The sequence below is a fragment of the Pedobacter sp. genome (assembly GCF_035317785.1).
Taxonomy (GTDB): domain Bacteria; phylum Bacteroidota; class Bacteroidia; order Sphingobacteriales; family Sphingobacteriaceae; genus Pedobacter.
On the sequence record NZ_DATHGC010000206.1, the window covers coordinates 1 to 14353 of the forward strand.

Here is a 14353-nt window from a genome sequence, read left to right on the forward strand (position 1 = left end):
ATGTCAATGGGGATAAACTAAATGAGGTGGTTACGAGCTTGAATGCCCATGGATTTGGCCTCGCATGGTATGAGCAGAAGAGTGATGCTGCCGGCAAGATTTCCTTCACCCGCCACATGATCATGGACGATTATTCTACAAAAAATGCTGGTGATGTTACTTTTTCCGAATTGCATGGCTCTACTTTTGCCGACGTGGACGGCGACGGGATCCTGGATTTTGTTGTTGGAAAACGCTATTTCTCACATGTTGATACTTATCTGGATCCGGATCCCTATGGCCCGCCGGTGCTGTACTGGTACCGTACCGTTCGCAATCCAAAAGTACCTGGAGGTGCTGAATTTGTACCAGAACTGATCCATAACCGCTCAGGAGCGGGCTCAGATGTGCTGGCCACTGACTTGAATAAAGATGGTAAGATTGACATTGTGACTTCTACCAACAGGGGTACGTTTATTTTCTGGAACAAAGGATCAAAGGGGAAGTATTAAATAAGTAGATGCTGTCCTATATGTCTTTGGATTGTGTTCAGGTATGACAAGGACTTGCAATGTGTCTTATCCGCCTATAGCTATACATGTTGTCCGATACTGAGATTAATTTATTGGAGAAATACCCGCACGGTGCGCCGTTCAAAAGTCCCGGGTAGAATAATATTTTTCATTTCTAATCAATAAATTGATAATATTTGAAATTTTTTGATTGCTAATGATTTTAGTATAATTTTGCGGCCTGCTGAAGAATATTGATGCAGATCTCAAAAAATGGATTTAGTTTCTAACCTAAGATTTTATCCTGGTGAAACACCCTGGCACCGTGACTGGAAGAAAGCCTTTCCGCTTTCTTATCGTGAAGTCAGTTTTTTTGATGAGAAATTGAGCCAGTTTCACAGGGCCGATGTACATACTCCTTGCGGTACTGCTCTTGAGTTTCAAAACTCTCCGATCTGTATGGAAGAGCTAAAAAGCAGGGAGTTGTTTTATCCAAAATTGGTCTGGATACTCAATGGCAAGAAATTTAAAGGCTTCAGAATTCTGAAAAGCTTGCCTGATGTGGATGACCCAAGGCTGTCAGGATACGAATTTTGCCATACCGATCACCTTTCCATGATCAGAAAGTCTGATCTGATCCTTGGCAGAGGCAAGCCGAAAGTGCTGAATTTCTATCACAGGGAAATAAAGGATGTGCCCCTGACCTCGCATTATTATTCATTTTGCTGGAAGCATCCGCACCGGGTATGGTATCAGGCCAGATTCCCGATCATTGTTGACCTTGGCGGGTATTTCCTTTACCAGCTGAAACAGCGAAAACAACTCAACGGAGATTATGCTTATTTGCACATGATTCCCAGAAAGTCTTTTATCGAACAATACACAATGGGCCTTTAAAAACATTCTTCAGTCAAAAACTTGTCAATTTCAATTTCGTGTTTTATTACAGACTTTATATCATCTGTAGATTATCATCTTTATGAACTAATTATATCGCATGGATCAGTCAGAAATATTTGTAAAAATGGGTCTTCACAGCTGGAATACTCAGATTGCAAGAGCAGAGCAGGTTTTTAACAGCTATACAGAAGCAGAGTTTTATAAGGAAGTCGCTCCCGGTAAAAACCGGATCATCTACCTGTATGGTCATTTTATTGCTTATCATGATGCACTTAAAGAAACGCTGGGATTTGGAAAAAGAACATTTCCGGAGTTGTTTTCTCTTTTTTTGCAAAATGCAGATGACAAAGATGCTGTTGTCCCTTCGGTAGCTAAACTCAGGGAGCTGTGGAAAACCGTGCACAGCAAGCTTCAGGAGTTCTTTGACGAACTGCCCATAGAAGAATGGTTCAAAAAGCACAATGCAATGACAGATCAGGATTTTGAGAATGATCCTACAAGAAATAAACTGAGTGTTTTGCTCAACCGGGCAAATCATATTGCCTATCATATCGGACAGATCAAGCTGGTGAAGCCGGAAGAACGAAGTTAAATTTCTGCAACTTCTTTTTCTGTAACGCTCCGGTGCATATTTCCCCAATCTGACATGGCGCTGAGCATCGGCTCCATAGTTTTACCCAGATCGGTCATTTCGTATTCAACTCTGGGCGGGACGACCGGATAAACCGTACGCTTTATGATCTGGTCGGCTTCCAGTTCGCGCAACTGCGCAATCAGCATTCTTTCCGAGATGTTTTCAATGGAATTCTTAAGGTCACTGTAGCGCATTTTTTGATGTGACAGCCTGCAGAGGATGGCGGGCTTCCATCTGCCGCCGATAATGGACAAGGAATAGGCCATGCCGCAACTGTCCATGATCTGCTTTTCGTTAAAAGTATTCGTAGAGCTTTCTTTTCTCATTTCTTACTTATTTGTTAGTACCTAACAATTTAGTGCATACCTGCAAATATAACAATAGGGTCTTACTTTTGATCATAGTTTATAAAAAATAGATATGAAACGTTTAGAAAACAAAGTAGCATTTGTAACCGGTGGAAGCAGGGGTATGGGTGCAGCCATTTCAAAAAGACTTGCTTCAGAAGGTGCAAGTGTTGTACTGACTTATTCAAAATCTCCTGACAAAGCGGAGGCTGTTGCATCAGAAATCAAAAATAATGGTGGGCGCGCACTGGCAATTGAAGCAGACAGTGCGGATCCGCAAGCGGTGATCAATGCAGTTAATCAAACCGTAGCAGAATTCGGAAAAGTTGATATTATAGTGAACAACGCGGGGATTTATATCGGTAAAGTTTTTGAGGAGCATACTCTTGATGATTATGAGCAGCTAATGGGAGTTAATGTGCGTGCGGTATATGCAGCATCGCTTGCTGCCGTTAAATACCTGCCGGCCGGTGGCAGGATCATTACTATAGGAAGCAACATGGCCGATAATGCGGTTAGTCAGCAAACTACGCTATATACCATGAGTAAGTCAGCACTTAGCGGTTTTACACGCGGACTGGCGCGGGATCTGGGACCAAAAGGCATTACCGTAAATTTGGTGCAGCCTGGTCCTATAAATACGGACATGAACCCATCAGATACTGAGCTTGCAGATTTCTTGAGAGGCAGGATGGCATTGGCAGAATATGGAACAGGTGATGATGTTGCCGGGCTTGTCACTTTTCTGGCGAGTGAAGAAGGTAAATTTATAACAGGAACTGCCATTACAATTGATGGCGGCTTAAACGCTTAAAGCATTCTGTCAGTTGTTCTGATGCCAACAAACAGGCGATTTTGAAACACCGTCTGTTTGTTCGTTAATTCAACGTGAATATAAAATCAGTTTCATCTGAATTGCCCACATAAAATCTGAGTGTTGTTTTGGGCGACTTTATCAAAGGAGCAACCGGGGATATGACTTCAGAGAACTGAAGTTTCAATACATCCATATCTGTATCCTCTGGTACACGTATCAAAAGATCACCGCCACTTGTTCTGACCTTCCAGTCTTTAAACGCTTCATCATCCCGGAGCCGTTGCTTCCATTCTTGCTGGTATTTTCCCATTTGATGTTTTTTAATGGTCTGTAGTATAAAAATACTGCTATTTTCTGATGATTAGTATATTATTTATTGACTGTAAGCAGGTAAGTACAGGATGCTGCTTTTTTAGGTTTGTGCTATATTAGTCGCATCGGGGACGGGTAAAACCAAAGGGGTTGATCTTATTCCGGCAAAACCAAATATGAACACGAATTAATGAACTTGAAACACGGCATAGGTTTACTTTTTTTTATTTCCTTATTTTCAGCGTGTAATTCCGCGCGTCAGTCTTTACAGCAAAAACCGGTTAATAATTCTTCATCTGCCTTACAAACAGGTTTTGTTAATCCGCCGGCAAACATTCAGACGAGTGTATACTGGTACTGGATGTCTGACAACATCTCAAAGCAAGGGGTCATAAAGGACCTTTATGCCATGAAAAGTGTAGGGATCAACAGGGCTTTTATAGGGAATATCGGGTATGAAACCACACCCTACGGAAAAGTAAAACTGTTTAGCGAAGAGTGGTGGGACATTATGCATACTGCATTAAAAACAGCCACTGAACTGGATATAGAGATCGGGATCTTTAACAGTCCGGGCTGGAGCCAGTCCGGCGGTCCATGGATTAAGCCTGCCCAGGCCATGCGGTACCTGAAATCGACAGAAAGGTATATTGAAGGGCCGATCAGGCTCAGTACTATACTGGACAAACCTGCTGGTGATTTTCAGGATGTGAGAGTTATTGCTTTTAAAGCCGGAAAATCAGATGGAACCACGATTGCTGAGCTGAAACCTAAACTCAGTTCAAACCTCAGGACAGCTTCCTTAGACGCCTTGATTGATGGCGATCAAAACACCAGCATAATGACAAGGGCTGAGGCAGTAAATTTTGACCTGGAAGTTGATAAAGACTTTACGGCCAGAAGCGTAGTGGTTTATCCCGCTCACAAAAGACTAAATGCAAAAGGAGAAATCCAGGTCAAAGACGGAGCAAGCTTCAGAACAGTAAAAACTTTCAATATTGACAGGGGAAATGACAATTTAAATGTAGGCTTTGATCCTTATGGTCCTGTTGCGGTATCTATTCCGACTACTGTTGGTAAGGTATTCAGGGTCTTATTCAAAGACACTTCGAGAGATTTCGGGGTAGCTGAACTAAAAATATCTGCTGCTCCGGTGATCGAAAGCTTTACAGAAAAGACACTCGCTAAGATGTACCAGTCACCATTGCCATACTGGCATGAATACCAGTGGCCTTTACAGCCGGTAGTTGACCAAGAGGACCTGGTCATCGATCCTTCTACTGTCATCGACATTTCCGATAAAATGAGTGCTGATGGAACATTAAACTGGAATGTACCTGCTGGCAAATGGGTGGTCATGAGGACGGGCATGTTGCCGACTGGCGTAAAAAACGGCCCGGCTTCGCCTGAAGGTATTGGACTTGAAGTGGATAAAATGAGTAAGGAGCACGTGGCCAGCCATTTTGACTCCTTCCTTGGCGAGATCATCCGGCGCGTACCGGCTGCAGACAGAAAGACCTGGAAGGTTGCCGTCCAGGATAGTTATGAAACCGGAGGGCAGAACTGGACAGATGGTCTGATAGAGAAGTTTAAAGCCAGTTACGGCTACGATCCACTTCCTTACCTTCCGGTAATGGATGGGAAAGTAGTGGGCAGTGCTGAGCAATCTGACCGTTTTCTCTGGGACCTGAGGCGCTTTATTGCAGACCGCGTGGCCTATGATTATGTAGGCGGATTAAGAGAGATCAGTCACAAATACGGTTTGCATACCTGGCTGGAAAATTATGGTCACTGGGGCTTCCCCGGGGAGTTCCTTCAATATGGCGGGCAGTCGGATGAGATAGGCGGCGAATTTTGGAGTGAAGGCGAACTGGGCAATATAGAAAACAGAGCCGCATCGTCTGCTGCCCACATTTACGGGAAGACTAAAGTCTCTGCAGAATCCTTTACTGCTGCAGGAAAGACCTATGCCAGATATCCATATATGATGAAGCAACGGGGTGACAGGTTCTTTACTGAGGGCATAAACAACACCTTGCTGCATGTTTACATCCAGCAGCCGACGGATGACATTGTACCGGGTATCAATGCCAATTTTGGTAATGAATTTAACCGGCACAATACGTGGTTCAGCTATCTTGACCTATTCACCAGTTATTTGAAAAGAACCAATTTCATGCTGCAGCAGGGTTTGTATGTAGCTGATGTGGCTTATTTTATCGGGGAGGATGCCCCGAAAATGACCGGAATTACTGATCCTGCATTGCCGCAGGGCTATTCTTTTGACTACATCAATGCCGAGGTCATCAAGGGCCGGGTAAAAGTACAGGATGGTAAAATGGTACTGCCCGATGGGATGAGCTACAAGTTATTGGTATTGCCTAAACTGGAAACGATGCGCCCTGAACTGCTCAGGAAAATAAAAGATCTTGTCGCCCAGGGTATGCATATATTAGGACCTGCGCCAAAGCGCTCGCCAAGTCTTGCCGCTTTTCCTTCGGCCGATGCAGAAGTACAAAAGCTGGCTGCTGAATTATGGGGCAGCGTAGATGGCCTGAATGTGAAATCGGGTAAGTTTGGTAAGGGAACGGTAATGGCCGGTATGGACATGCAGGCGGCTCTGGATGAACTTCAGCTCATTCCAGATTTCCATGTTAAAGACAAATCTCCCGTATTGTACATTCATAGAAATACTTCAGATGAAGAGATCTATTTTGTTAGTAATCAGAGTGAAAAGGAGATTGATGTAACTCCTTCATTCCGGGTAGTGGCCAGACAACCTGAACTTTGGGACGCCGTGACTGGCAAAATGCGCATGCTGCCCGAATATACCTCTAATGGCAGTGCCACAATAGTGCCTTTGAAATTAGGCCCGCTGGAAAGTGCATTCATTGTGTTCAGAAAACCGGCATCTTCAATTGGCGCGGGGCATGTAAATTTCCCGGCCGGTAAAATAGTAAGTACCCTAAGCTCACCATGGGAAGTTACTTTTGATCACGATAAAATGAGAGGCCCTAAAGAGCCCGTTATTTTCAAAGAACTGATGGACTGGACCCGGCATGATGATGAACGCATCAAATATTATTCAGGTACTGCCGTCTATAAAAATACCTTTTCTGCAATCAAGGCTGTGGAAAATGAACGCCTATTCCTGGAGCTGGGTGATGTAAAGGTCATGGCAAAAGTGAAAGTGAACGGGATTGATGTGGGCGGCGTCTGGACTTATCCATGGCATGTGGATGTGACCAGTGCCCTGAAAAACGGAAGTAATGAAGTAGAGATCTCGGTGGTCAACACCTGGGTAAACCGCTTGATCGGAGACAGTAAACTACCTGTTTCTGAAAGAAAAACATGGTCGGGGGACAATCCGTACAAGTCGGCCAGCCCGCTGGAACCTTCCGGATTACGCGGGCCGGTAACCATTAAGTCTTTGAAGTATTAACATTAAACACCAATAGCACACATATAGATGAAACCTAAATTTTTGCCATTAATTATCCTGATCTGTTGTATCGCACAAAAGATCAGCGCACAGCAGTTGCCGCCAGTATTTAAGGAAAAGCCTAAGGGCATGGAAATAGACAAGCGTGCGAGGGTTTACCTGAGCCCGCAGCGTGTCTTGTGGCAGTCTGATGAAACTGGTAAGTATGTCAAAGATACCAAAAATCTACTGAAACCGGGTAACGGACAGGGCGAACTGATCAATAAGGACATGGTTACACTGCTGAGCGACGACAAACAAAAAGGAGGGCTTATGCTTGACTTTGGAAAGGAACTGCAGGGCGGCTTACAGATCGTAACCGGCATGATGAAAAAGAACGGGCCTGTCAAGATCCGTGTCCGCTTTGGTGAGTCTGCTGCTGAAACGATGTCTGAAACAGGAGGGAAAGCTACAGCTACCAATGATCACGCCATCCGTGATTTTGTAGTCGACGTGCCCTGGCTGGGCGTGCTGGAAATAGGCAATACAGGCTTTCGGTTTGTACGGATAGACCTGGTAGATGACAATTCTGAATTGCTGCTTAAAGAGGTTCGTGCGATATTTGTCTACAGGGATATTCCTTATTTGGGTTCCTTTAAAAGCAGTGATGAACGTTTGAATAAGATCTGGGAAACAGGTGCTTATACGGTGCATTTGAACATGCAGCAATATCTATGGGATGGCATTAAACGCGACCGTTTGGTTTGGGTGGGTGATATGCACCCGGAAGTGACAACTATCAGTAATGTATTTGGTTACAATGAAGTGGTTCCGAAAAGTCTGGACCTGATCAGGGACGCGACACCAACCAATCAGTGGATGAATGGCATTAGTGCTTACTCGATGTGGTGGGTCATTATTCACCGTGATTTGTACAGGTTCAATGGCAACCTGCAATACTTAAAGGAGCAAAAGGAATACATGACCAAACTGCTGGACGTGCTGATCACTAAGATCGACGACAAGAACAGCGAAACGCTGGACGGCAGGTTCCTGGACTGGCCATCCAGTGAAAATAAACCGGCTATTCATGCCGGTTTACAGGCATTGATGGTCATTACCTTAAACGCGGGATCTGAAATATGCGGAATATTGAAAGACAACGCATCCGCCGCAAAATATATCGCAGTAGCTGAACGCATGAAGAAGAATGTACCGGACATCAATGGTTCTAAACAAGCTGCAGCCCTGTTGTCTTTATCAGGAATGATCTCTGATGAGACTGCAAATAAAGTGCTTTCTGAGGGGGGTGCTAAAAACTTTTCTACTTTTTATGGCTATTATATGCTGCAGGCTATGGCCAAAGCAGGGAATTACCAGGGCGCTATAGATATCATTAAAACTTATTGGGGCGCAATGCTGGACTTAGGAGCCACTACTTTTTGGGAAGATTTTAATATGGACTGGCTGCCTAATACCGGTCGTATTGATGAATTGGTCCCCGAAGGCAAAAAAGACATCCACGGCGATTACGGAGCCTACTGCTATATCGGCTTCCGCCACAGTCTGTCGCACGGCTGGGCTTCCGGGCCTACGTCATGGCTTACTGAACATGTGCTGGGTGTCAAGGTGATGGAAGCAGGCTGCAAAACCCTTAAAATTGAACCGCATCTGGGTGATCTTAAGTTTGCGGAAGGCAGCTTTCCGACACCTTATGGAGTGGTGAAGATCAGGCACACCAAACTGGCAAACGGGCAGGTTAAATCAGATATACAGGCGCCAAAGCAGGTTAAGATCATCAGAAACAATTAGAGCTGGTGATGAGAAGGACACTGGCAATAGTTGTGCTGTATGGCCTGGCGTGTTTGAATGTTTACGGTCAGAATGAATCCCGGCAGCTGCGCTCATCTTCCGGGGCGGACACCTGGGTTGCCAAAGACGCCTTGGGCAGGTCTGTCGAAACTGGTAGCGGCAGGATCAGGAAGGACAAATACGTCGGGATCTTTTATTTTATCTGGCAGGGTGCCCATGGCTATGACAGGCATAGCGGGGGTGTAGCTGGTGAAGGTGTAATGCCAAAACAGCCTTCGGATACACTTAGCCCCTATGACATTAGTAGACTACTGAAGGAAGATCCTGATCAGCCCAGGTATGGTCCGCTGCATGCCTTCCATCACTGGGGAGAGCCGTATTTTGGATATTACCTGCTGGACGATGAATGGATCATCAGGAAACATGCACAAATGCTTTCCGATGCAGGTGTGGATGTGCTCATACTGGATGTGACCAATGCGGCAATATATCTGCCGCAGGTCACTAAAATTGCTGAAACCTATAATACCATGCGCAAAGCAGGCATTTCGACACCCTCCATTGCGTTTATCGCAAATTCTAATCCGACAGCGACGGTCAACAGACTTTACGACAAGATCTACTCGAAAGGCTTGTTTAAAGACCTGTGGTTTTACTGGAAGGGAAAACCGCTGTTGCTGGCTCCGCCTGAAGGTCAAAATGATCAGGTGAAAGATTTTTTTACCATCAGGCAGTCCTGGGCATGGAGCAAAGGGCAAAAATGGTTTGGTGATGGTAAAGATAAATGGACATGGGTAGACCATACACCGCAGTCTTTTGGATGGCATGAATCACCTGATAAACCGGAGCAGATCAGTGTAAGTATTGCTGAACATCCGATGTCCAACATCGGTCGCAGTTTTCATGACGGGAGGGAACCTGAAGTGAAGCGCTCCGGTGAGGGCCTTTATTTTGCGGAACAGTGGGAACGGGCATTGACGGTCGATCCTGAATTTGTATTCATCACCGGCTGGAACGAATGGGTGGCCATGCGCTTTGATGATGGCGCCGCCAGTCATTTTCTGGGTAAAAAAATCAAAAAAGGGGAGACTTATTTTGTAGATCTGTACAATGAGGAGTACAGCAGGGATGGAGAACCCATGAAAGGTGGTTTTAATGACAACTATTATTACCAGATGGTCAGCAATATCCGAAAGTTTAAGGGAAGCCCGCCGGCGCCGGTATATACTGAAATTAATAAGGTCAAAATAGATGGAAGTTTCCAGGACTGGACACCCGTGAAAGCTGTTTTTAGCGATGATAAAGGGGACACTTTTCACCGTAAACACGCTGGATGGGGCAAATACAAAGAATACGTTAATAACACCGGCCGGAATGATATTGTGGAGGCAAAAGTTGCGACAGACAGGGGTTATATTTCGTTTTACGTCAGGACTGCTTCAGCCATTACCTCATGGAATTCTCCGGATTGGATGCGTCTGTTTATTGGCATCAACGGAGCGGACATACCTGCCTGGGAGGGGTTTCAATTTATGACGTATCAAAAACCAAAAAATGCAGGTGCTGCTGCATTGCTGATCAGCAGCGGAGGCTGGAGCTGGAAACCAGCAATGAATATAAAATATGCGGTATCGGGCAATGAAATGGAATTGAAGCTGCCCAGAAAGACTTTGGGTCTGACCGCTAAGAATTTTTCTATAGATTTTAAATGGGCTGACAATACACCTGATGATGGGGATGTCATGCATTTTTTGGATAAAGGCGATTCTGCGCCAAACGGAAGGTTTAAGTACAGGTACATTTTCAAGGGAAAGTAGGATGAGAGCAGTGAGGGTATTAGTCACCATATTTTTTGCAGCAGTGGGTTTGCAGTGTTATCCACAATCTCCAGGTTCCGGTTTCGGTGCCACTGATGCTCTCGGAAGGAAATTGCCCACCTATGAAGAAGTTGGTGACTTAAAGAAAGACAAATTTGTCGGACTGTTCTATTGGACATGGCATACACAGCAAAGCAAAAACAATGCGCCATACAATACCACAGAATACCTTGCCCGCGATCCTAAGGCAAAAGAAGATTATAATAACCCCATTTGGCCAAAGAAGAACAGTCCATGGTTTTGGGCTGAACCGTTATTTGGATATTATATAAATACAGACGAGTGGGTATTGCGTAAACACGCCGAAATGCTTGCAGATGCGGCCGTGGATGTGATCATTTTTGATTGTACCAATGGAAATTTCACCTGGAAGGAGTCTTATACGAAACTCTGTGAAGTGTTTACCAAAGCCAGAAAGGATGGGGTACAGAGTCCTCAGATTGCTTTTATGCTGCCTTTCGGTCCTTCTGCCGGTGCAAAAGAAATTATCACAGCACTTTATAACGATTTATATAGAAAGGGTCTGTATAGAGATTTGTGGTTCAACTGGAAGGGGAAACCGCTGATCATGGCCTACCCGGAAATAACCGGCGATACTGAAATGCGCAATTTCTTTACTTTTCGTCCGGGACAGCCTGTTTACGATAAAGGGCCTGAAAGAAAAGACCACTGGGGCTGGCTGGAAGTCTATCCTCAACACGGATTTGTGAAAACAGGTCAAGGTTTTGAGCAGGCTGTTGTCGGCGTAGCACAAAACTGGTCGAAAGAACGGGGACTGACAGCAATGAATGCTCCAGGTTCTTTCGGCAGAAGCTATACGAGTCAGAAAGGCCAGATCAACGAACCCGGAGCTGTAAATTATGGATATAATTTTCAGGAGCAGTGGGACAGGGCACTGGAGATTGATCCGGAGTTCATCTTCATCACCGGGTGGAATGAGTGGATAGCCGGTCGCGCAGAATTATGGGGAAAGCAAACCAATGCTTTTCCTGATGAATTTGATCAGGAAAGCAGCAGGGACATTGAAATGATGAAAGGCGGGCATGGTGATAATTATTATTACCAGATGATCAGCAATATCCGTAGGTTTAAAGGGATGTCGAAACCTCAAAAGGTATCAGGTCCTGTCAGCATCCCCATCGACGGGAACTTCAAAGAATGGGAGGGCGTTTTACCTAAATACAGCAGTTACAAAGGAAATACCCTGCACCGCGACAATCCGGGATGGGGAAATTTACATTATGTGAACAACAGCGGCCGTAATGACATCGTCGCGGCAAAGGTGGCCAGGGATAAAGACTATGTCTACTTCTACATCGAAACTGCCGCGCCGTTGTCTCCCAGAACAGATCCTGCCTGGATGCGCATATTTATCGATATTGATATGGACAAGAATACCGGCTGGGAAGGATATGACTTTGTCATCAACAGAACCGCCCCTAAACAAAAAGCGTATTTAGAAAAGACGGATTTCGCCTGGAACTGGGGAGCTGCAGGTGAGCTGGACTATGCAGTAAAATCAAACCAGCTGGAACTGAGGGTCCCGCGTGTACTGCTGGGGGTAAAAGAGGTGCTAAATTTTGGCTTTAAGTGTCAAGATAACACTAAGTCGGACAATGACATCATGGATTTCTGGATAAATGGAGACGCTGCCCCGGCAGGACGAGCGTTTTATTGCTATAAATCAGGTAGTTAATATTTGTATTACATAGGTTGCGTGTTGTCTTAAAAGTTCTATATTAGTAGCGCAGGAGCTAAATATCCATTCTTTTACTCAGTTTATCCATTTGGACATAAATGATAATCGATAGTTTTACCTTCAGCAATAACCAAATTTTCACACAAATGAACTTTACAACACAAACTATTACTACACCTAAACCGATGAACTTCACCCGTAAAATTTTTTCAGGACTATGCTTGCTGCTTATCCTGGGTGCTTGTAAAAGCATGAATTCTAATAAAAGTGGCTCAGCTGCCAAAAACCCTGAAAGCAAACTGGGATGGGAGCTTGGATCTCAGGCTTATACTTTCAGGTTGTTTACTTTCGCCGAAGCGATAAAAAAGATTGACAGTTGTAACCTGAGATATGTGGAAGCATTTCCTGGTCAAAAAATTGGCGGCGGCATAGAAGGAACAATGGGGCCGGATATGGACGATGCAAAACGGAAAGCGGTCTTGGAAATGCTGAAAGCGAATAACGTTAAAGTTGTTGCGTTTGGCGTGACAGGTGCTGGTAATGAGGCTGACTGGACTAAATTGTTTGAATTCTGTAAAGCGATGGGCATTCATACCATCACTTCGGAACCAAATGAAAAAGATATTCCTTTGCTTTCAAAATTAGCTGATCAATACCAGATCAATGTGGCGATACACAATCACCCGGATCCTTCACATTACTGGAACCCTGATATTATATTAAACGCCATCAAAGGACAAAGTAAACGTATCGGCGCATGTGCGGATATAGGTCACTGGGTGCGTTCAGGACTGGATCCTGTAGCATGTCTTAAAAAACTGGAAGGCCATGTATTGCACTCACACATGAAAGATCTTCATGAAAAAGGCAAAGGTGGTCATGACGTACATTGGGGTGAAGGCGTTTCCAATATTCCTGCTGTTATCGCTGAGCTTAAAAGACAAAATTTTAAAGGAGCGATCTCCGCAGAATACGAATACAACTGGCAAAGTAACAGTGCAGATGTAGCCGCCAGCGTTGTTAATTTCCGTGACCTTATAACCAAAACCAACTAGTAAAACACACACATGATTAAGTTATCATTATGGAAACCAATAACAGCACTTTCGCTGTTGTTGGTTTCGGCATTTATAGCGAACGGACAAACTGCAGCCAAACCCGATGAAAACAGGTTTACTAAAGTTGTACTTCAGCAAAAATTAGAAGAACCAATGCAATTTCAGATCCTTGATGGTGGAAAAGTATTGTACGCTGAGCGTAAAGGAAAACTAAAGCTCTATGATCCTGCAACCAACAAGATGGAGGTAATTGCTGAGTTCAATGTCAGCAGAGAATATGTAAGCAAAAGCGGCGAACATTCTGAGGGTGAAGATGGATTACAGGGCGTGATCCTTGATCCTGATTATGTAAAGAACCATTGGATCTACATTTATTATTCTCCGAAGGAGGAGTCGGTAAACAGACTTTCCAGATTCATATGGACTGGGGGAAAGCTGAATATGGCTACAGAGAAGAAAGTACTGGATGTGGTCGTTCAGCGTGAAGAATGCTGTCATGTAGGCGGGGGTATGCTCTTTGATAAAGACAAGAACCTTTATCTGACTACAGGAGACAATACTTTCTCGAGGTCATCAGATGGGTTTACACCAATTGATGAGCGCCCGGGAGAAGGCCCGCGTGATGCACAAAAGTCTTCAGGAAATACCAATGACTTGAGGGGCAAGATCCTGCGGATACACCCTGAACCGGATGGCAGCTATACTATCCCTGAAGGAAATTTGTTTCCTAAGGGCACTCCGAAAACACGTCCTGAGATCTATACTATGGGTAACAGAAATCCGTGGCGGTTGACAATAGACAGCAAAAATGGCTGGCTTTTCTGGGGTGAAGTTGGTCCGGATGGCTCAAATTCATCTGACCTGAGAGGGCCAAAGTCTTATGATGAATTCAACATTGCCAAAAAAGCAGGCAACTATGGCTGGCCGTATTTCAACGGCAAGGAAGCTTACCGCCACTATAACTTTGCTACTAAGGAATCTGGTG

The 14353-nt window shown here is 44.6% G+C and carries 12 protein-coding genes; 10 read left to right on the forward strand and 2 right to left on the reverse strand.

From position 1 onward, the window contains the following. The 3 genes from VK541_RS12305 to VK541_RS12315 all read left to right on the forward strand — a co-directional run. On the forward strand, positions 1-491 hold a 491-nt coding region (locus tag VK541_RS12305), incomplete at its 5' end, for a VCBS repeat-containing protein (RefSeq protein ID WP_324370465.1). 273 nt (positions 492-764) lie between these two features. Then, positions 765-1388: a competence protein gene (locus VK541_RS12310; RefSeq protein ID WP_324370468.1), complete on the forward strand. Its 624-nt coding sequence runs from the start codon at positions 765-767 to the stop codon at positions 1386-1388. A 100-nt stretch (positions 1389-1488) separates the two neighbouring features. After that, positions 1489-1983 carry a DinB family protein gene (locus VK541_RS12315; RefSeq protein ID WP_324370470.1) on the forward strand — a complete coding sequence of 165 codons (495 nt, stop codon included), beginning with the start codon at positions 1489-1491 and terminating at the stop codon, positions 1981-1983. Here the strand turns inward: VK541_RS12315 and VK541_RS12320 are convergent. Beyond that, positions 1980-2351, reverse strand: coding sequence for a winged helix-turn-helix transcriptional regulator (locus VK541_RS12320; RefSeq protein WP_324370472.1), 372 nt, complete (start codon positions 2349-2351; stop codon positions 1980-1982). The genes VK541_RS12315 and VK541_RS12320 overlap by 4 nt on opposite strands. A 94-nt stretch (positions 2352-2445) precedes the next feature. Here VK541_RS12320 and VK541_RS12325 point away from each other — a divergent pair, with 94 nt between their 5' ends. Continuing rightward, on the forward strand, positions 2446-3186 hold the full coding sequence (locus tag VK541_RS12325; RefSeq protein ID WP_324370474.1) for a 3-oxoacyl-ACP reductase family protein: 741 nt from the start codon (positions 2446-2448) through the stop codon (positions 3184-3186). A 64-nt stretch (positions 3187-3250) separates the two neighbouring features. Here VK541_RS12325 and VK541_RS12330 read toward each other — a convergent pair whose 3' ends face one another. Then, on the reverse strand, positions 3251-3499 hold the full coding sequence (locus VK541_RS12330) for a hypothetical protein (protein ID WP_324370476.1): 249 nt from the start codon (positions 3497-3499) through the stop codon (positions 3251-3253). 192 nt (positions 3500-3691) lie between these two features. On the opposite strand from VK541_RS12330, the gene VK541_RS12335 reads away from it, so the two are divergent. From VK541_RS12335 to VK541_RS12360, 6 genes are all read left to right on the forward strand, one after another. Beyond that, positions 3692-6943: a glycosyl hydrolase gene (locus tag VK541_RS12335; protein ID WP_324370478.1), complete on the forward strand. Its 3252-nt coding sequence runs from the start codon at positions 3692-3694 to the stop codon at positions 6941-6943. A gap of 27 nt (positions 6944-6970) precedes the next feature. Next, positions 6971-8734: an alpha-L-rhamnosidase C-terminal domain-containing protein gene (locus VK541_RS12340; RefSeq protein ID WP_324370480.1), complete on the forward strand. Its 1764-nt coding sequence runs from the start codon at positions 6971-6973 to the stop codon at positions 8732-8734. Positions 8735-8742: 8 nt separating this feature from the next. Then, entirely contained in the window at positions 8743-10551 is a 1809-nt protein-coding gene (locus VK541_RS12345) for a hypothetical protein (RefSeq protein WP_324370482.1), read from the forward strand. 1 nt (position 10552) lies between these two features. Continuing rightward, a complete protein-coding gene (locus VK541_RS12350) occupies positions 10553-12307 on the forward strand; it encodes a hypothetical protein (protein ID WP_324370484.1) in 1755 nt (584 codons plus the stop codon). Between the two features lie 149 nt (positions 12308-12456). Continuing rightward, on the forward strand, positions 12457-13365 hold the full coding sequence (locus VK541_RS12355) for a sugar phosphate isomerase/epimerase (RefSeq protein WP_324370486.1): 909 nt from the start codon (positions 12457-12459) through the stop codon (positions 13363-13365). Between the two features lie 12 nt (positions 13366-13377). Then, the coding region (locus VK541_RS12360) for a PQQ-dependent sugar dehydrogenase (protein WP_324370488.1) at positions 13378-14353 on the forward strand (976 nt) is incomplete at its 3' end.